The following is an 18,007-nucleotide window of genomic DNA, read 5'->3' on the forward strand; positions in this document are numbered from 1 at the left end:
ATGCCCGTTAGATGAATAAACAATGTCGATGATTTACAGTGTAAAAATGACATTGGGCTCAGCTCTATTGTGGTTAACCACATACCGAACCTAACGTTGATCTAAAACAAGTGACGGCAGGCAGATTGCCCATCAGGAGGGGCTGTGAGGGTCGTGTTATTACTGCTGTTCAGTCTCGGCTGGGGTATGGCGGCACAGGCGGGAGAGTGGTCGGTCGGCGTGCTGGCGATGCGCGGCGATGCGGCGACCGCGCGTGACTGGCAGCCGCTGATCGACAGTCTCAACGGCAGCGTCGGCGGTGAACGCTTCCGCCTGCAGCCGCTCGATCTGGCGCAGATGCGCGAAGCGGTCAATCGGGGCAGCGTGCAGTTCGTGGTCACTAATCCGGCGCAGTTCGTGCAGTTGAACAACCACTATCATCTGCGCTGGCTGGCGTCGTTGCGCGCCGCCAACGGCGATCGGGCAACGGGTAACATCATCGGCAGCGTGATTTTGGTGCGGCGCGACAGCGGCATTACGACGCCGCAGGCGCTGATGGGCAAAACGGTGGGCGCCATCGATCCGCAGGCCTTCGGCGGCTATCTGACCGGTTATAAGGCGCTCAGCGACGCCGGCATACGGCCCGAGCGCGATTTTCACCTGCGCTTTACCGGTTTCCCTGCCGATGCCCTGCTCTATCTGCTGCGCGAGCGCGCCATTCAGGCCGCCATCGTTCCCGTCTGTTTGCTGGAGAAAATGGATCGGGAAGGCCTGATCAACCCGGCGGATTTTCGCCCGCTGTTGCAACGGCCCACATCGGTTCCCTGCGTCACCAGCACGCCGCTTTACCCCAACTGGTCGTTCGCCGCCCTGCCCGGTCTGGATAACTCACTGGTGGATGCGGTGGCAAGAGCCTTGCTGACCGCCCCACCGCAATCTCCCTTCCTGTGGGGCGCCCCGGCCTCGACCAGCGAGGTGGAAGCCTTGCTGCGCGCCGTCAACCAACACCCGGAACAGCGGCGGCTGTGGCTGGACATCAAGAGCTGGCTGATCCAGCATCAGACGGCCGTCGGCCTGTCGCTGGCGGTGCTGGCGCTGTTAATCGTCAACCATATCTGGATCGCGCTGCTGGTACGCCGGCGCGGGCGGCAGTTGCTTCATGCCGGAGAGCAACTGCGGCGACAGGAGCAGGCGCTGGAGAATGCCAGACAGCTGAACGTATTGGGGGAAATGGCCTCCGGCTTCGCACACGAGCTCAATCAACCGCTGGCGGCTATTCGCCACTATGCGCAGGGGTGCCTGATCCAACTGCGCAAAACGGACGCCGGGCACCCGCTGCTGACGCCGCTGGAAAATATCGACCGGCAGGCGCAGCGCGGCGGCGAGACGATTCATAACCTGCGCCAGTGGGTCCAGTCCCCCAGCGAGAAGGGAGACAGAGCGAGCTGGCGCCCCATCGCGGTGAGCGAAACCGCCGAGCGGGTGTGGACACTGTTGCGCCTGACGCAGCGCTATCCCGACCTGACGTTGTTCAACAATGTGGCACCTTCGCTGACGCTAATCCTGCCGCCGGCGCTGCTGGAACAGCTGCTGGCGAACCTGCTGCTGAATGCGGCGCAGGCCGGGGCCAACGCCGTCTGGCTTTCCGCCGTCCAGAGCGAACGGGCGATCGAGTTGCATCTGCAGGACAACGCGGGTGGGATGAGTGCGGCCGGGCTGGAACAGGCTTTTCGCCCCTTCAACACCACCAAAGCCGGCGGCATGGGGCTGGGGTTGGCCATTTGCCGGCGCCTGGCCCGCTATGGCGGCGGCGAGATCCTGCTGGCTAACCGCCTCGCCCCCGACAGCCGCAAGGGGCTGTGCGTAACCCTGCATTTCATATTGAACGATGAGGAAAACCATGTCGCTAATTCATCTGGTGGATGATGACGTCGCCGTCACCGACGCCTGCCATTTTTTGCTGACCAGCCTCGGCCACGACGTGCAATGCTGGAATGACAGCGCCGGCTTTTTGGCGCAGGCCGATCTGTTTCAGACCGGGATCGTCTTGCTGGACATGCGGATGCCGATACTCGATGGGCATCAGGCCTACGCTGAGCTGCGCCGCCGTGGCAGCACGCTGGCGGTGGTGTTCCTGTCCGGCCATGGCGACGTGCCGATGGCGGTGGAGCAGATGAAGTACGGCGCGGTGGATTTCCTGCAAAAACCGATCGCCGCTGAACCGCTGATCGCCGCCCTCGAACGGGCGCAGCAAGTCTCGGCCAAAGCCTGGCGACGCCATGAAACTTGCGGCCGTTACCGCACGCTCACGCCGAAAGAACGCGACATCGCGCAGTTGGTGGTGCGAGGCATGATGAACAGAGAAATGGCGGAACGGTTGAATATCGCCCTGCGCACCGTAGAGGTTCACCGGGCAAAAGTGATGGAGAAAATGCAGGCAGCCAGCCTGGCGGAATTGGTGATTCAGCTGCAGGTTTTAGCGCACGCCGCGCAAGAATGATCGCATCAGGCAAAATTCCGCGCGCCCTCTTGCCAAGCGGTCTTCCTCAGGCCAGAATACTGTACATTAAATCAGTGTTTACAGGTGAGTCATGTTTGTAGAATTGGTGTACGACAAACGCAACGTCGCTGGGCTGCCCAACGCCGCCGAGATTATTCGCAACGAGCTGGAAAAACGCGTGCATGCGCTGTTTCCGGAAGCTGACGTGCGCGTAAAACCGATGCAGGCCAACGGCCTGAACTCCGACGCCAGCAAAAGCGATCGTGAGAAGCTGAACCGAATGTTGGAAGAGATGTTCGAAGAAGCGGATCAGTGGCTGGTCACTGATATTTGACGGGCAGCAACGCTATTGATTCCCACTCAGCGGGAACCTTGCCGGGCAGAACGGGCAGCGTGTTTGCCCGAGCCTCTCGGTGATAATGCCGGCGCCGATGCAATAGGCAGCCAATAACCTACTGCACCGGCATTTTACCTGGCATCCACTTTATTTATGAAACCGCGTTGGTTTCCGATGACACGTCATCGTTTGATACCAGCGCGTCCGGCGGCAACACCTCCACCTCTTCACGCGCCGGCATGGCGAGGCGCAGATCGATCCAGCGCCCTTCAGGAATATCCATCGCTTCGCCGGCCACGACCGTCGCGGTATCGATGTCAAAACGGCGTTTGCTGATTTTCACCGTAATAACGCCGTCGCTGTCGGTGGCGGTTTCTACAAAGCACAGGCGGTTGCCGTTCACGTCCTGCGGTACTTCGATGGTCCAGCCCTCCTTTGCCAACCCCAGCGAACCACTCAACTGATAAACGCCGGTAGAGATTCGCTCTGCGCTCACCCCTGTCGCCTCACCGTTAACGGCGACACAGCCGGCCAGCGCAAAGCCGCCGTCCAGATAGTCAGCCTGCATATGCTCGGGCGCCGCAGACAATCTCGCGATCGGCGAGGCTTTCTTGATAAAACCGTTGCCGTCAACCGTGGTGTTGGCTTCCGACCACATCCAAACCCAGGGGGTAAACGCGGTGCCATTCCAGCTGCGCACGGCAATTTTTCCCGTCTGTGCAGCACTCACGCCATAGCCGTAACAGGTTTGCACCGTTCGATAGCTGTCGTCGGTTCCCGCCTGCGTCACCGCCCATGAGCGCGTATCGAGGAAATATGTGCCAACGTCTTTGAAGGGGTTGCCAATGGGATCCGTGCTCACATAACCGCGCCGGCTTTGCATTTGCGCATTGAAGTTGCCTTTACTCGCCGCCGTCACGCCTTTACTCAACCCCCAGTCCTTCAGGTTTGGAATGTCTGCGACAGTGGGTTGATCGGACGAGCTGAATAACCGCGACCACGTGATGGTCGAAGGCAATGCGGTAGAGGAACTCCCCACCCAGGCCTGCCGCGAAACCGATGTGGCAAAATATGCGCACGACGGTCCGCCATCCACCGGCAGCGTTAATAGCCCCCCAGACACATTGCCCGGCCGATTGGCCGTCGCCACCGTGTAGCGCTGAATGGAAGATTTATTATCCTTCGCGAATGCATCCTCAGTATGAACCGGCCCGATCCCAAAACCGGCGATAGCAGATTGGGCGACCGTGGCATATTCGGGCAACGCCTGGGATTGCGAGAACGAAACGCCCGTACGCATATCAACTTTCATCACCCCGACCGGTTCCACCGATTGTTTTACCGCCTTATGCTCCCAGCGCAGGCCGGCAGCGTTCGCGTAGGTGATTTGCTCAACCGTATACCAGCAGTTGAGTGAAAACGCGTTAATTTTCAAATAGATATCATAATTATCTCGGCTAGATTCAATAACCTGAATATCCAAGATCGCCGTTCCGGTATCGTTAATAAAGGTGCCACCGATACGGTTGACCTTGTTGGTCGAATCGCTGGCGCTCTGATTGCCCGTTCTCAACATCAGACGTGACATGCCCGCGTTATAAGTAAAACCGTTAAAACCATTTGAACCATAAAAATTGAGGGCGACGCCTACGCCATTTTGCCCCGCATTTTTAAACTGCCCCAGCAGGAACCAGGCAGAGGTACTGGTATTGTTCTCCGGCAGCTTAAAGCGCACATTATCAAAGGCGGTCACCACCTGAGCGGCGCTCTTCGCCGCATTTTGCTCGCTCACTTTTGCCGCAGCAGCAGAGGAAGAAGCCTTGTCGGCGGACGCTGCCGCTTCAGCACGCAGACGATCGACGGTCTGCACAATCTCCGGCGTGATATCGCTTTCCCCTGGCCGACGCAGGAAATCATTGAGCGTGCCGGGCAGCGAATCGTTATAAACCTCGATAGCCCCCACTCGCTCCGGCTGCGCGCCATACACCGAGATGATGACCTCGTAAGCGCCCGGCTCCATGGGTAGGGAATATTTACCGCTATCATCCGTCACTGATTGTGATTTAGCCAAGCTCAGGACCGTTGACGAGGTTCTGACTGCGCGCAGGGTAATGGTTACGCCGGAGCGAGGATCGCCGTAAGGGCCTTTTAATACGCCGCTGATTAATGTCATTGTACTTTCTCCATAAGTTCTTTGATTAATTCATCCTGGCGATCGATTCTATCCAGAGCCTGATTCAATGCGGCCAGGGCCACATATCCCAGCGTTGAATAATCGACGGATTTTACTTTTTCGATATTTCTACCATCTTTTAATGTGATAGATCCGCCATCACTGATTAATAACGGCATCGTCTTTTCAATTTCCTGAGCAATTCCACCTATCTGTGGCTTGCCATCACGATTGAAAGAATAAAGCTTCAAGCCTCGAACAAGGGAAATAGGATCATTAATAACTTCAATGTCAGTTTTTATTCGAAGATCGGACCCGGTCACCCAACTTCCTGTCATGTTATTAATGTTCCCGCTAGCCAACCAGCGAGCCTCATGCCAATTCCCGACATAGTCCTGATATGAAATATACCCATAGTCTTCAATGCCAATCTCGCGACGTAACGCCATGACCATCGCGGTTTTCAAACCGTTTTGCTTCAGCGTTGATAAAAAAGTCCCTCCTGTTACTTGCCCAGCCATGGCGGTCGATGTGCGATGACAGATGACTGAGGGAGATTCATTATTTCCCCCATCAGCAATGAGTCCTTTAGGAGAAAAAATTGTATCATCAAATGTCGTTGACTTACGGAAGCGTGAATATCCCCCAACGTCAAGGTTTGCCGTTTGCCCTGTCACCAAAGAACCCTGTAAAGACAGTGAACCTTTAATTTCCTGGGCAGCGCTAATCGTCTTGTCTAACTTATTATTGAGTGAAGCTGAAATATTATTCCAGGCCGGGCCGCTATAGGTGCTGCCATCCGGCAACTTAACGGTAATATTTCCGGTATTGCTGAAGACCTGCTGCCAGTTCTCTTTATCGAGGTTCAGCCCACGCAGGGCTTTGGCCGTCTCAGCGGCCAGTTGGGCGGTGATGACGTTCATCGCGTCGCGCGGAACGGCATACCATGCTGCGCCCGCCTGCGTTGGGCCATCATAGGCTTTAATCAGCGTGGCCTGCGTGGCGTTATCAACGGTTTTCACCGGCAGCGTATAGGTGACGCCGCCGACCACGCTCACGATGAAATCACCGGATTTTAATTCGGTATTAAAGGCCGTTCCGGTACCTTTTACTATTATGGAATTACTCGTTAGGGTGAGAGTGCCTGCTGGCATAAGTATCCTCCTGAATTAGCCTGATAAAACCTCGTTACGGAGGTGATGATTACTCCAGCGCAAAGGCCGTATATTGTGGCGTGGCAAAAATGTTCACAATGAAGGTCGTTGAATGCCCTTGTCCTTGATCGAGTTCTCCTGAAGCAAGCTGCCAAAAGGCAGTCGAAGACTTCCCAATTAATGCATCGACATAAACGATGGATACCGAAGGTTGTCCGCTACCTGAACTGGAACTAACGGGAACCTCTGGCATATAGCCTCCACCGGTTGCATTTTGCCTAACCCCGCCATAACCGTGAGGATAGCCGCGTCCGCTTCTTCTAATTTGAATCTGTCCAAAAACACGAACGGGAATAACATTATTACCGCCAAAACGTAATAACCGACTCTCATTAGTATGATAACCCGTCCAGCTTAACATCGAGCCATCCATGATCGCGCCCTCGATATTTGCGGCGGAAAGTTTTCCCTCAATGGAACAGTTTTCAAGAATTCGACAATTGCCAATCACACCATTTTTAAACTCACCGGTGTCGGCATATATTGCTCCACGGGCGCTAATGTTATTGAATTGTGCCCCACCATCTTTATTTATCGCCCAGCCACGCTGCCCACTTATCCAATTAGAAGACTGGATATGCTGTGCGATCTTTGCGCTATCGATAGTGCCATTGCGAATAAACGCGTCGCTAATAAACACCTGCCCATCCACCACGGCAAACGGCGAATACTGATTGCTGTTGTTGCCGCTCATCAGCACGAACTGATTGGCGTTAAAGCCGACGCGAGTCGTGACAGGCCTGCCGTTTTCCGCCAATACCGCGATCGACATGCCGGCGTTATAGAAGGTGCCGTTCACCCGCACGCCCGCTTTCAGCGTATGGATGGCCGTGGCGCCGTCGGCGTCTACCGTCGCCGTCAGTTTGTCTTCCAGCACCGCCGCCACGTCGTCAATCTGCGCCTGCACTTGGGTTTTCATCTCGGCCAGCCCGCGATCGACCTCCGCGATGGTGGTTTTCACCACCATGATATCGGCGCGCACCGTGCCGTACTGCGCCCACTGGTGATCCACCGTCGCATTGTTTGCCAGCGCATTCTGCAAGATGGCGTCGATGTTGGTGTCGATATCGCCCACTAGCCGCTCGCCGTCTTTCGAGGTCAGAAGATCGTCGCCGATGTTCTCGAGATAATCGCCGGCGTCCGCGTTCGCCTGCCCGGCGCTCCAGCCAGTCCAGTCGCCCTGATTGCCCGTGCGGTCTTGCAGCCGCGCGCGGAACCAGAAGCCCTGTCCCGCCTTCAGCCCGGCCATAGCGTGGGTGTGCAGCGGATACGGGATATCAGCCAGCAGCATCGCGTTATTTCCGGCCGCGTTGTCCGCATACTGAATTTCGGTCTTGAGCGTATCTTCAGCGCCGGTAGGGAACGCCCAGTCGAGCTGGATGCCCCACAGCAAAGGCGATGCCTTGAAGCCGACCGGCATCGGCGGTTTACCCTCTTTGCCCTTGAGGTAGGTTTCCATCGACGTCGCCCAGATAGACGATACGTCACTGGCGTTGATGGCCCGCACCCGCACCCGATAACGACCGGCGTAAATCCCCGGCACTTCAAAGCCGAGCGCCGAGGTGCGCGGCACCGACACCCAGTTGCCGTTATCTTTGCGCCATTCCGCCTCATAGGCGATGGCATTTTCAACCGCGCCCCAGGCGGCGCGCAGGGTGGTAATGGCGATACCCTGACTCACCGAGGAGTAGCTGTCGATGGTGATGTTTTTCGGCGGCGCCTGCACGCCGGGCGGAATGATGGAGATCGGACGATCGTCAATACGCGCGCCGGTATCGATGCGGGCGTACTTGTTCGGATCGTGTTCCGCGGCGTTGACGGTATAGGTGTTATCGCCGTTGTCGGCGATGCCCACCACGCGGTAAAGCTGCACCGCCAGATCGTCCGCATCGATGGACCAGGCCGCTTCCGGCGCCGGCGTCTCGCTGTAGGCGGTAGTGACGGTCACTACGCGATCATTCACCGCCTGCACGGTGCGCGCCTGCGCTTTACCTGAAGGCAGGTTAACGATCAGGCGATCGCCGGCTTTAGTGCCCGGCCTCCTGTCCAACGTCAGTTTACGTCCGTCCACGCCGCTGAGGCGCCCGCCAATCACTCGTCCGGCCAGCATCTGGTCCGCCACGCCGACGATATGCCCCGGCATGGGGATCATACCGTCCAGCCCCACGGAGAAGCTGACCGTACGATCCTTGCTGTTGGTCAACAGCGCCCAGCGGCCGCGGCGGTTCGCTTCGCTCGGCGTGGTGCAGCCGATGGCCGTCAGTTCGGTCTGGTTCACGTCGTAGCGGCGCACCAGATCGCTGTCGAATACCGCCTCTATCGCATCGGCGTAATGGTTGCCCGGATCGGACCAACTGACCATCGCGGTGCTGTAGCGGGTGCGCTCGCTGGCGGACGAGTAGGTAAACTTGCCGTCGATCACGTTGGCGCGGGTGTAGGTGAAGTCCATATCGCGCGGCATGTCCGCCAGGGCGACCATTTGGTTTTGCCCCCAATAGGTCATGCCGCGGAAGATGCCGGCCAAATCGCTCAGCACCGTCCAGGCCTCTTCCCGCGACTGCAGATAAACGTTGCAGGTAAAGCGCGGCTCCATGCCCTCGCCGCCGCGCCCGTCCGGCACCGGCTGATCGCAATACTGCGCGATGCGATACAGCTCGGACTCCGAGACCTGGGAAGCGTCGATGCGGTCGCCCAGGCCGAAACGCTCGGCCAAAATAATGTCGTAAAACACCCACGCCGGGTTGTCGCTGTAGGCCCACTTAAAGCCGCCGCTCCAGATGCCGGTATAGCTGCGCGTTTGCGGATCGTAGTTGTCCGGCACGCGGATCAGGCGGCCGCGCGGTTTGCAGCTGATCTTCGGGATGTTGGGGAACTGCTTTGAGTCGAACTCCACGTAAAGCAGCGCAGTGTTCGGATAGCGCAGCTTGGCGTCAATGATTTCGGTCAGCGCCTCGATGTTCATGCGGTCGGCGATCCGGGCGCTGTTGGCGTTAGGCGTCAACCGGCGCACGCGCAGCTGCCATCCCGTGGTGGCCTTCGGCAAATTGATGCGATGCGAGCGTTCATACAGCGAGGTGGTTTTATCGTCGATCGCCGCCGTTAACACCTCCTGGTAACTGCCGCCGTCGGTCGCCACGTCGATGGCGTACTCGATGCGATAGCCGTTGACGTCGCCGTTGTCCGCCTGCTTTTGCAGCATGGGCCACCCCAGGCGCAGGCGGACGGCGGAAAGTTGCAGGTTAGAGACGGAGCGCACCCACGGCGCGCCGCTTTTCAGTTCGCTGCCGACCGAGATCTCATTTTCAACGGCGGGAATGCCCTGGATATATTCCTGCGCCTGCGAGCCAGGGCGGAACTCCCAGCGGAAACCGGGAAAGTTTTCCGTTCCGTCGCTGCTCAGCACCGGCGTACCGTCAACAAAAATGTTTGTGCCATCCAGCCCGCCGGCAAATTCTCCTTCGCCCAATGCGAACAACATCTTCGCTCTGGCGATCGACTGAATGCTGTCCGGCGATTCTACCGGCGTGTGGCCGCCACCGCCGCCGCCTTTTCGCCCACGGATCATGTTCTGTGCCATATTTCGCCCATAAAAAAAGCCGCTATTGCGGCTGTCTGTTCAAACGGATGTCGTTATTGCTGGTCTTCGGTATAAATGCCTGCGGAGATAATCGCCCCGCCAATTTCACGCGTGCCGTACAGCACGCCGACGGGATTGCCCTGCGCCGTGGTGTTGACCGGCCCGCCAAAGGCATAGCTCGGTTTATTTTCCGGGCCTTGCCGCATGCGCAGCCCGCCCATTTGCGGGGAAAGCATTTGGAGGATGCCGCCGAGGGCCATGGAAGCACCGGCCATCGCCGCCATGCCAGTTCCCCCACCCGCCGTAAATGCCCCCATGGCACCAGCCGCAGTCCCCGCTGAAACATACATAGCCACGGCAACCAGCGCCACGCCCAACACGGTCTGGAATAAGCCTGCGCGCTTGCTGCCAATCACGACGGGAACAAGGTGAATATCTTCCGAGCCTTTGGTGAACTCCAACTCATCCTGTCCGACATTGCGTTTACCAACGAAAATAGAAAATGTCAGGCCGCGTTTGTGCGCTTCAAGCATGTAGCGTTCGAAACCTGGCAATAAGTTCTTCATTGCATCAATAGCCTTGGGTACCGTCGTAGCCCGATATTTGAACTCTCTCCCAAAAGCGTTGATCAACGGTCCGTGAAATCTTACCGTTCTGAGTGGAATTTCAATTAACGACATGTAATTATCCCCATAAAAAAGCCATCAATTGATGGCTTTGATTACTATGTTCGTTTTTACAAACATGATTTAATATCTGCTATTACTTCATCATTTCTATACGTTAGCATTCCGAGCATTGGTCTCGAACCTTCACCACGATATATAACCTTGCTGCCTAATGTCTCTGGTATAATGTCAATATAGTCACCGCCATTAATCAGAGCTAAAGAAACACCACCGTCCCTGGCTGGCTTTTCTGTTGTTTCAATTCGTAGCATATTAAACGTTCTCATGTCTGATTTATCAGCGATGCAAACGGATAAATTCTTTACATCCTTTTTAGATGTAAACTCAGCAGTAACCTTTTTTGTTAGTTCTGGATTTGCGCAACCTGTCAGCATCAGCAACGTGATGAGTAATAGGAGTTTTTTCATCAGTAATCCCTCTGTTATTTTTTTCATCTTAACAGAGAATTACATCATTTTTCTATGCCGCAACACCTTCACCGTCCGCTCCTTCCAATAACCACCATAAGGCACCCGCTGGCTAAGCATGCCGTACATATGGTGCAGCAACAGGCCATCTGCCAGCAGAATGCCGGCGTGGTTGGCCACCGGCGCCGAAACCTGCATGATCGCCATGTCGCCTGGGCGCGGCGGGCCATCGAACTCGCGAAAGCCGCAGGCATGCCAGTTATCCAGATAGCGGTTTTCACCCCGCTCCCACCACGGGTAATCAACGCGGTAATCCTGGAGCGTTATGCCGTGTTCCTGGCGGAAATAGCTCATGACCAGCCCCCAACAGTCGGTATGCCCCAGCACGAACTGGCGCCCCACCAGCGGCAGTTCGCCGCGCGGCAAAATGGTGCGCAAATCCCCCTCCGGCCAGCTGGCTATCGCCCAGGGCAACTCCATCGCGTCGCACTGCGCCTTGTCCAGCTCACTCGGCTGCGTGGTGGCGTCCGGGTGGCTGTGCACAATGAGGGTGATGGTGCCCCATTCGGCGGCGGCCACGTAGTCTTCCGGCGCCAGATGAAACTGCTCGGTGGGGTTGTCCGCCAGGTTGCGACACGGGAAATAGCGCTCCACGCGGGATTTTAGCGCCACCACGCCGCAGCATTCGCGCGGGTACTCGGCCTTGGCGTGCGCCATAATGGCCGCCGCGGTTTTTTCTTTCATACTCGCCCCCTACTGCCGGATTAACGCCGCGCCCGGGAAGCCGCCAAACGGCAGCGGCTCATGCTCGCCAAAGCGTTTCTGACAGTCGCTCAGCAGCCCGCCGCAGCGATCTTGACTCGGGTCCTCCACCGGGTTGCCTTTGTCGTCAAAGTAACGGCTACCGGCGTAATCGCAGCCCTTGCCGGTGCGATAGTCGCCGCGCGAGCACCAGGTGCACAGGCTGTGGATTTGCCGGGTCGGAATGCGCAACCCCCGCAGATCCGCCGGGCTGGAGAGTTCGAACACCACCGCCTCGTCGCTTTCCGTCGCCTTGCGATCGATGTAGAACACCTGCAGCTTTTCCTGCAGCGGATCGGCCGAAGAGTTTCCCTGCGGGAAATTACGGGCGTCAAGGTAGTGCACCAGCGTGTCGTGGATCCGCACCTTGGCCTGCGCCATGTCCTCAAACTGCAGGCAGAGCGCGCTGATCAGGCCGTTGATATTGGCGACCGACAGCTTGGGCGCGTTGCCCTGGCTGTCGGCGGAGATCTCCAGCCCTTCGACGCTAAACGGCCACGGGCCGTACTCCTGCCCCTGCCACCAGACCGATTTCGCCGGCAGTTTGCTTTCATCATCGCCCGCAGCGGCCAGCTCTTGCGGCGTAAAAGGCAGGGTATCGCAATGAAAGCGCAGAATATCGGCGCCAAACCGGGTGCCGTCCACCTCAATCAGGCGGATGCGGTTGCCCGGCTCCAGCTTTTGCAAATCTGAATTCAGCATCATCTCCCCCGATTAAACGTGAAAGGCCTCGGTAAACGTGGCCGTCAGTGAATAGTTGCCCCCGCCCATCGCGACCGGCTTATAACCCTCGCAGCGGTAAAGGCCGGGAACCTGCGTCGGTGGCGTCCATTGAAAGGACTTCACCCCATGATGATTTTCCAGAAAGACGATGATCGGCGTGATGTAGTCATACTTGCCGACAAAGGTCAGATCCCAGGAGCGCACGATCGGGTTAATGCCGTCGCCGGAGACCTGCGCATAGCCGTCGCCGAACTGCGCCTTTCTGACACGAAAGCGCATATCGCCGGCGGCATTGACGCGCGCCGGAAATTCAAATGTCTGAATGCCCATTACATCCCCTTGATTGCTTTCCAAATCGGCTGGCCCGGCATCAGGTTGCGGTTGATCACCTTCTGGCTTTCCTGCGCGGCGATATTGCCCATCCGTTTACCGAACTCGCCCCATCCCGGATCGGCCTGCGAACTGACGTTGCCGCCGTTCTCGATGGTGATGTAGACATTCGGCGCCGCCGCAGACTGTTGGCCACCGCCGATCGCCCGCACGCCGAGCGAACCGTCCGCGCCGCGTTTGAGCGGCATAATGGCCTCCGGCCCGGCTTCGCCCATCAAGCCGGCGCCTCTGGCGAACGCGAACAACGTGGGATTGCTGACGATCTGGCCGCTGAATGCGCTCAGCGAAGGCGAGGCGTATACGCCGCCCTTGGCGTTGGGGAACATCGGCACAGGCCCCGGATCGTTACCGGTAGGCAAAAAGAAACTCATACCGGTTTTAAGGGCGTTAAACATCGCCATCTTAATCATCATACCGGTTAGGTCGGTCAGGATGGATTTGGCAAAATCACCGAAACTGGCTTTACCGACGGTGACAAAGTTAGTCAAGGCGTTGGCCATGCCATCAAACGTTTGGGTCGTTATGTTTTTGACTTGCTCAAAAACGTTACCGCTATCACCCGTCCAGGCAAACAGGCCCTTTTTCAACCCGGCGACATAATCCCCTTTAATCGCCGCTTTTTTCTGTTCGGCATCGCGAACAATATCCAGTTGGCGTTGCTGTTCACTCGCGAGAATGTCTGCCTGTTGCACATATTGCTCGGAGTTTTTATCTGCCACTTCCTTGTCCAACTGCAAGCGACGTTGATGGAACGACTCTCTGATCTGCTGCTCTGCGACCATTTGATCATAAGCTTCAGGCGACAAAGTCATTTGTGCGTTCCGGTTAGAGTACTCCAGCTGTTTCGCGTCGGTTTCGACTTTCAAACGCTGGCGCATATTTTCTTGCTGCTGTGCCAGACTGGCGATCTGATATTCGCGTTCGTTCGACAGACGCTTACCATAAAGCGTTTTCAGTTCTTCGCTGGCCTCCTGCTCTTTACGTACCGTCGTCTGCCCAGGAGCGTACTGTTCCGCGAGTTGTTGAAGCAGCTGCATGTACTGCTCCTGCTGCTTTTCTTGTCTACTCTTATCTGCCCCTGACCTACCAGCAGGAGTGACAGCAGCTGGATCATCTTTAGGCTGATCGGGAGCTATCATTGCATTAACATCAGATTGAAACTGGCTAATACGTTGACCAAGCTCTGTATAAGCCAAAAAGCGAGCATCATTTACATTGTCAAGATTGCGTTTAGCTTTTTCGATGGCCTTATCCATCGACTCCATTTCCGCCGCCGTTCTGGTCAATTCGTCCTTCCGATCCTCCGGCTTACCAAACAAGACACTGCCAATCCACCCTGCTTTATTAGCCTGCTCTATCCGTGTTTTCAGATATGTTTCATTACGTTGCAGCTGCTTTTTTTCATCAAAAAGCTTCTGAAGCTGATCTCTATAATCCAGTTGCTTTACAGCTAATTGTTTATTAGACATCTTAGCCAATGTCGGGACGGTCTCTATTACAGCATCTTTCAATGCCAAAGCCGATTGACGTGCTAATTTGTTTTGCTCATGGAAGTACAGCATCGCCAATCCCGCCTGTATGGCGACACCGATCGGGCCGCCAAGCACACCCAGCGCGACATTGGCGACACGAGACGCCGCGCCGACGCCCGATGTCGCCTGAGCCGCCCCGCGCGCCGCCGCCGCCTGATCGCGCCAGGCCGCCGCGCTGTCATTCAGGCCACCGGCCAGTTTCAGCATCTCCTCCGCCCGGCTGCCACCTTCGCCGGAAGCGCTGCTCGCCTGGCGAGCCGCGTCGTCCAACTGTTTCATCTGCGCCGTCGCGGCGACGGTGATGGACGCGAGTTCGGTGAGCGCCTGCCCATACTGGCGCGAGGTGGCGGCGAGGCCCTGCAGCGACAGCTCAACGCCGGCCAGCCCCGCCAGTTTCCCCGCCAGGCCGCCAAGCGTGCCACCGATGCGTTGATACGACTCGTCGGTCTTCTTCGCGTCCTGCTGAGCCTGGCGGTTAAATTTGGCGGATTGTTCCCCGGCGGTACGGTAAGCCGCCGTCAGTTTGTTTTTAAAGTTGGTGTCATTCAGTTGCAACCCGACGACCAACTGTGCGGTATCAGCCATTTCCCAGCACTCGCATAACGTCAGCACACTGCATATCAATACTGCTTTGCGCGGGCTGACCGGATTGATGAACGGGGGCACTCTCCGCCGCATCGGCCGTCATGCCTTGCAGTTTGAAGTATGCCCGCCAGTGATTCAGGATGTGCGCCGGCATCGCGGCGATCTTGCGAGGATCCGACTCACCCCAGCGATCGGCCAGTTGGAACACCAACATCAGCCAGGGCGAGTCAGTCAGTTTTTTTCCGCTTCCTCCAGGCTGCCGACCGCATGGCGCTTGACGGCGCCGATGGCTTCGACCAGCGTCGGGTTGTCGTGCGCCGCCAGCAGATCGTCTACGCTCGGCAAGGCGCCGGCCGGGATGCGTTTGCCGTCCGGCGTCATCAGGCAAGACAGCAGAAGCTGCACGTTGAGCTGCGCGGCTTTGTTCATGTCACCGCTATCGATGGCGGCCTTCATGCCGTCTTCGTTTTCCTGCAGTTCCGCGGCTTTCAGGCGACGGATAAAGGCTTTGGCGCCAAAGATCTGCGTTTCAATCACGTGATCGTCGGATTTCAGCAGCGCCGCTTTCAGCGCTTTCAGATCGTATTTCTCACTCATCGGTTTTTCCTTGTTCAATTCGGTTTACTCTGTAATAAGCAGGTTGCCGCAGGCCACATGGCCCGCGGCGGAAGCGTTCGCCTTCAGGCGTTAACCCGCGGCAAACCGCCAATGGATCACACTTTCGGGGTGACCGAGCCCCAGGTGTTACTGTTTTGCTTGCCCTGGACGGTAATCTGAATGACTTCGCTCGCCGGGGCGGTGATCTCATTCATTTTCCAGCCGGACAGCGACAGGATGGAGGTGGAGGTACGGCCATTTGGCAGCTCGACGTAGAACTGCACCGTTTCGCGTTTGTCCGCCGCATTCAGCAGCGCCGCGAAATCGGCGTTGGACGGATCGTCGATGAAACCGATGGACTTCTCCGCGCCCTCCGGCAGGTCGGAAATAAACTGCTTGGCGGTATCCAGCAGCGTGGTGCAATCGACAAAACCGCCGGTTTGCCCCATTTCACCTACCGCTTTACAGTTGGTCAGCGCCTTCATGGCCGTCGGTGCAGCCCCAACGGTGCCCCATTTGACGATAGTGCCGGCAGGCAGCATGGCGTATTCTGGCGAGGTTTTATCAGCCATAGTTTTTCTCTCTCTTTTTTGATGAAGGATGGTAGCGGTCGCTACCGGTTTTCGATGCCATAGCGGACGTTAGCCGCCAGGATGCGTAACACTTGGTGCTTATGGTGATCCAGCGCAGGGCGAATAAACGGGGCGGCGGCTTGCGTTGCCGTGCCGTACTCCTGCGCCAGAGCTCTGTGGTAATGCTGTTTACTGGGGCCGACACGCAACGTCACCGCGTTCCATCCGGTAACGGCCGGGCGTATCGCGATGCCGGCGCTCAGCGAGGGTTCGCTGTTTAACGCCCCCCGCTCGGCGCACTGCCGCATCGTGCTAAGTAGCGGCGCCAGCGCGGCGTGGCCGGCCTCCGGCAGAATGTGACTGGCGACCTCGCGCCGAATCGCTTCCAAGCGGCGAGTCAATTCCGCCATGCCGGTAACGTTTATGGCGATCACGCCGCCACCTCGGAATGGGTGATGAGGTAATCGCGCGCCATCCGATACTGGACGCGGTTATCCGCCAGGGGCGTGGCGCTCTGCAAAAGGGTGCTGCGCGTAACCGCCTGTACCGGCCATTCGCCGATATGACCATGTCGAACCCCTTCCCAAGCGTTCAAAACCGCTTTATCCAGAGCGATCAGCCGGGAGTAATCGTCGATCACGTACAGCACGATCTGAAAACGGCTCTGCACCAGCGAGCTGTCAACCAGACCGGTGTTCACTTTCAGATCGCTGATCTTCTGATAGGTCACGCCTTCTTGCTGCGGATCCGGCAGGATCAGCGGATGAACCGCCAGATGGGTTAGCGCGGCCAGCGAGCGTTGGATTTCATCTTCAATCATTTGGGCAAGGTCTCCGTCGTTTTGAGGGGGAATCGTTTTACAGACGCATTCAGGCATCAGGTAAGGAACAGCGCGCGTTCCGCCGCACGCCGAGCAACCAGCCCATCGAGCCGCACACCGCCCGCATTCACCCATCGGCCGAACTGGTCGGCCGCCCCCTGCCGATCGCCGGCGTTCAGCCGGCGCAGCAGCGTCGAGTTCTCCAGCGCGCGCAGGCCCAGGTTATAGGCGAAGCTCACCAGCGCATCGAACTGCCCCTGCGTGATCGTCACCGCCACCAGCCGTTCGACGCCCCGTTCGAATTGGGCGACACCGCACACCAGCAAACGCTCGGCCGTTGCGACATCGATCGCCATGCCGGCCCCAACTTTTCGTCCCGCTACCGGTTGAGTCCACCCGTAGCCGATGGTCCAAACGCCGACCGAGTCCTGATAAGCCTGCAAACGCAGGCCTTCGAAACGCTTAATCAGCGCCATGCCATCATCACTTATCTTCATTGGTTTCCTCCTGACGCTTTATTGAGAAATCGGCGTTCCAATGCCTTGATCAGCGATGCTCCCGACCACCCCGCCATGCCGCATACGCCGCCCATCACCTCCGAAGGCCAGTCGTAATGCAGCGCAATCATCACCATGGTCAAGCCGGCGAAAATAGAGACGAACAACTGCAAAAACAGCGTCCTCCAGCTAAAGGTTTCGCCGTTCAAAACCTTGAAGGAATAGCTGGCGATCGCCCCCAGCAGCGTCATGCCGAAAGCAAGCAGCATTGAAAGGATGTTTGGTTCATTTTTCCAAGGCATAATCATCACCCTCCCCTTACCGGGGCATAGCCCGATCGTCGGGAGTCATGGAAAAGAGCGGCTAAATGCGGCGCCCCTCTCCGTCATTCCTGTTCCATTTAAATAAGCGGCCATTTACGCTGTCGAAAATGGCTTATCCGTTCTGCTCAACCTGAGAAGAGAAATAAGGATTGCGCCGTTTTATAAATAAGAAGGATTAGCCTCCCGCCGTGATCATTCAACGACAGTCATTATTCAGTGAGTGATTGACCGTTTTGACAAGGAGGCTAAAAATGAAAAACCCCGCCGGAGCGAGGTTTAGTTATCATGCGG

At 57.3% G+C, this 18,007-nt stretch carries 19 protein-coding genes; 3 read left to right on the forward strand and 16 right to left on the reverse strand.

The genetic code is table 11. The features are described 5' to 3' along the window. Positions 1-186 precede the first annotated feature (186 nt). The 3 genes from ttrS (at position 187) to ACTJJ6_RS05355 (ending at position 2,813) form a co-directional block, all read left to right on the forward strand. The gene (gene ttrS / locus ACTJJ6_RS05345) at positions 187-1,905 is read left to right on the forward strand and encodes a tetrathionate respiration histidine kinase TtrS (protein WP_239044589.1); all 1,719 of its coding nucleotides are present in this window, start codon (positions 187-189) and stop codon (positions 1,903-1,905) included. Further along, the gene (gene ttrR, locus ACTJJ6_RS05350) at positions 1,880-2,479 is read left to right on the forward strand and encodes a tetrathionate respiration response regulator TtrR (RefSeq protein ID WP_164053377.1); all 600 of its coding nucleotides are present in this window, start codon (positions 1,880-1,882) and stop codon (positions 2,477-2,479) included. The genes ttrS and ttrR overlap by 26 nt, the downstream gene beginning before the upstream one ends. A gap of 91 nt (positions 2,480-2,570) precedes the next feature. Then, positions 2,571-2,813 carry a DinI family protein gene (locus ACTJJ6_RS05355; protein WP_004935803.1) on the forward strand — a complete coding sequence of 81 codons (243 nt, stop codon included), beginning with the start codon at positions 2,571-2,573 and terminating at the stop codon, positions 2,811-2,813. Positions 2,814-2,967: 154 nt separating this feature from the next. Here ACTJJ6_RS05355 and ACTJJ6_RS05360 read toward each other — a convergent pair whose 3' ends face one another. The 16 genes from ACTJJ6_RS05360 to ACTJJ6_RS05435 form a co-directional block, all read right to left on the reverse strand. Continuing rightward, a complete protein-coding gene (locus tag ACTJJ6_RS05360; RefSeq protein WP_440803135.1) occupies positions 2,968-4,989 on the reverse strand; it encodes a prophage tail fiber N-terminal domain-containing protein in 2,022 nt (673 codons plus the stop codon). Then, positions 4,986-6,143 (reverse strand): tail fiber domain-containing protein, encoded by a 1,158-nt coding sequence (locus tag ACTJJ6_RS05365; protein WP_049300463.1) that lies wholly within the window; start codon positions 6,141-6,143, stop codon positions 4,986-4,988. Before ACTJJ6_RS05365 ends, ACTJJ6_RS05360 begins: the two co-directional genes overlap by 4 nt. A gap of 49 nt (positions 6,144-6,192) precedes the next feature. After that, entirely contained in the window at positions 6,193-9,780 is a 3,588-nt protein-coding gene (gene gpJ, locus ACTJJ6_RS05370) for a TipJ family phage tail tip protein (protein ID WP_440803133.1), read from the reverse strand. A gap of 53 nt (positions 9,781-9,833) precedes the next feature. Further along, entirely contained in the window at positions 9,834-10,460 is a 627-nt protein-coding gene (locus tag ACTJJ6_RS05375) for a tail assembly protein (protein WP_049300461.1), read from the reverse strand. Between the two features lie 56 nt (positions 10,461-10,516). After that, entirely contained in the window at positions 10,517-10,876 is a 360-nt protein-coding gene (locus ACTJJ6_RS05380; RefSeq protein ID WP_143778336.1) for a hypothetical protein, read from the reverse strand. A gap of 39 nt (positions 10,877-10,915) precedes the next feature. Further along, positions 10,916-11,620, reverse strand: a complete 705-nt coding sequence (locus tag ACTJJ6_RS05385) for a C40 family peptidase (protein ID WP_049300460.1) — start codon at positions 11,618-11,620, stop codon at positions 10,916-10,918. A gap of 9 nt (positions 11,621-11,629) precedes the next feature. Continuing rightward, positions 11,630-12,382 carry a phage minor tail protein L gene (locus ACTJJ6_RS05390; RefSeq protein ID WP_049300459.1) on the reverse strand — a complete coding sequence of 251 codons (753 nt, stop codon included), beginning with the start codon at positions 12,380-12,382 and terminating at the stop codon, positions 11,630-11,632. Between the two features lie 9 nt (positions 12,383-12,391). Further along, entirely contained in the window at positions 12,392-12,730 is a 339-nt protein-coding gene (locus ACTJJ6_RS05395; protein WP_019453671.1) for a phage tail protein, read from the reverse strand. Further along, positions 12,730-14,907: a phage tail tape measure protein gene (locus ACTJJ6_RS05400; protein ID WP_143778339.1), complete on the reverse strand. Its 2,178-nt coding sequence runs from the start codon at positions 14,905-14,907 to the stop codon at positions 12,730-12,732. The genes ACTJJ6_RS05395 and ACTJJ6_RS05400 overlap by 1 nt, the downstream gene beginning before the upstream one ends. Next, on the reverse strand, positions 14,900-15,121 hold the full coding sequence (locus tag ACTJJ6_RS05405; protein WP_004935830.1) for a hypothetical protein: 222 nt from the start codon (positions 15,119-15,121) through the stop codon (positions 14,900-14,902). Before ACTJJ6_RS05405 ends, ACTJJ6_RS05400 begins: the two co-directional genes overlap by 8 nt. A gap of 17 nt (positions 15,122-15,138) precedes the next feature. Continuing rightward, the gene (locus tag ACTJJ6_RS05410) at positions 15,139-15,504 is read right to left on the reverse strand and encodes a phage tail protein (protein ID WP_016926947.1); all 366 of its coding nucleotides are present in this window, start codon (positions 15,502-15,504) and stop codon (positions 15,139-15,141) included. Between the two features lie 116 nt (positions 15,505-15,620). Further along, on the reverse strand, positions 15,621-16,076 hold the full coding sequence (locus ACTJJ6_RS05415; protein ID WP_016926946.1) for a major tail shaft subunit: 456 nt from the start codon (positions 16,074-16,076) through the stop codon (positions 15,621-15,623). A 41-nt stretch (positions 16,077-16,117) separates the two neighbouring features. After that, positions 16,118-16,510, reverse strand: a complete 393-nt coding sequence (locus ACTJJ6_RS05420; RefSeq protein WP_049300457.1) for an HK97-gp10 family putative phage morphogenesis protein — start codon at positions 16,508-16,510, stop codon at positions 16,118-16,120. Then, positions 16,507-16,896 (reverse strand): hypothetical protein, encoded by a 390-nt coding sequence (locus ACTJJ6_RS05425; RefSeq protein WP_048796965.1) that lies wholly within the window; start codon positions 16,894-16,896, stop codon positions 16,507-16,509. The genes ACTJJ6_RS05420 and ACTJJ6_RS05425 overlap by 4 nt, the downstream gene beginning before the upstream one ends. 56 nt (positions 16,897-16,952) lie before the next feature. Next, entirely contained in the window at positions 16,953-17,393 is a 441-nt protein-coding gene (locus tag ACTJJ6_RS05430; protein WP_016926943.1) for a lysozyme, read from the reverse strand. After that, positions 17,390-17,701, reverse strand: a complete 312-nt coding sequence (locus tag ACTJJ6_RS05435) for a phage holin family protein (RefSeq protein ID WP_028127738.1) — start codon at positions 17,699-17,701, stop codon at positions 17,390-17,392. The genes ACTJJ6_RS05430 and ACTJJ6_RS05435 overlap by 4 nt, the downstream gene beginning before the upstream one ends. Between the last annotated feature and the right edge of the window lie 306 nt (positions 17,702-18,007).

The sequence above is a fragment of the Serratia sp. 22278 genome (genome assembly GCF_052045405.1).
Classification (GTDB): domain Bacteria; phylum Pseudomonadota; class Gammaproteobacteria; order Enterobacterales; family Enterobacteriaceae; genus Serratia; species Serratia marcescens.

Bases quoted from the DNA above. Each gene is read 5' to 3' on its own strand.
- ACTJJ6_RS05410 (WP_016926947.1), bottom strand. From the start codon at position 15,504: ATGAGTGAGAAATACGATCTGAAAGCGCTGAAAGCGGCGCTGCTGAAA.
- ACTJJ6_RS05385 (WP_049300460.1), bottom strand. From the start codon at position 11,620: ATGAAAGAAAAAACCGCGGCGGCCATTATGGCGCACGCCAAGGCCGAG.
- ACTJJ6_RS05425 (WP_048796965.1), bottom strand. From the start codon at position 16,896: ATGATTGAAGATGAAATCCAACGCTCGCTGGCCGCGCTAACCCATCTG.
- ttrR (WP_164053377.1), top strand. From the start codon at position 1,880: ATGTCGCTAATTCATCTGGTGGATGATGACGTCGCCGTCACCGACGCC.
- ACTJJ6_RS05435 (WP_028127738.1), bottom strand. From the start codon at position 17,701: ATGATTATGCCTTGGAAAAATGAACCAAACATCCTTTCAATGCTGCTT.
- ACTJJ6_RS05365 (WP_049300463.1), bottom strand. From the start codon at position 6,143: ATGCCAGCAGGCACTCTCACCCTAACGAGTAATTCCATAATAGTAAAA.
- ACTJJ6_RS05395 (WP_019453671.1), bottom strand. From the start codon at position 12,730: ATGGGCATTCAGACATTTGAATTTCCGGCGCGCGTCAATGCCGCCGGC.
- ACTJJ6_RS05430 (WP_016926943.1), bottom strand. From the start codon at position 17,393: ATGAAGATAAGTGATGATGGCATGGCGCTGATTAAGCGTTTCGAAGGC.
- ACTJJ6_RS05415 (WP_016926946.1), bottom strand. From the start codon at position 16,076: ATGGCTGATAAAACCTCGCCAGAATACGCCATGCTGCCTGCCGGCACT.
- gpJ (WP_440803133.1), bottom strand. From the start codon at position 9,780: ATGGCACAGAACATGATCCGTGGGCGAAAAGGCGGCGGCGGTGGCGGC.
- ACTJJ6_RS05400 (WP_143778339.1), bottom strand. From the start codon at position 14,907: ATGGCTGATACCGCACAGTTGGTCGTCGGGTTGCAACTGAATGACACC.
- ACTJJ6_RS05355 (WP_004935803.1), top strand. From the start codon at position 2,571: ATGTTTGTAGAATTGGTGTACGACAAACGCAACGTCGCTGGGCTGCCC.
- ACTJJ6_RS05380 (WP_143778336.1), bottom strand. From the start codon at position 10,876: ATGAAAAAACTCCTATTACTCATCACGTTGCTGATGCTGACAGGTTGC.
- ACTJJ6_RS05390 (WP_049300459.1), bottom strand. From the start codon at position 12,382: ATGATGCTGAATTCAGATTTGCAAAAGCTGGAGCCGGGCAACCGCATC.
- ttrS (WP_239044589.1), top strand. From the start codon at position 187: ATGGCGGCACAGGCGGGAGAGTGGTCGGTCGGCGTGCTGGCGATGCGC.
- ACTJJ6_RS05375 (WP_049300461.1), bottom strand. From the start codon at position 10,460: ATGTCGTTAATTGAAATTCCACTCAGAACGGTAAGATTTCACGGACCG.
- ACTJJ6_RS05405 (WP_004935830.1), bottom strand. From the start codon at position 15,121: ATGTTGGTGTTCCAACTGGCCGATCGCTGGGGTGAGTCGGATCCTCGC.
- ACTJJ6_RS05360 (WP_440803135.1), bottom strand. From the start codon at position 4,989: ATGACATTAATCAGCGGCGTATTAAAAGGCCCTTACGGCGATCCTCGC.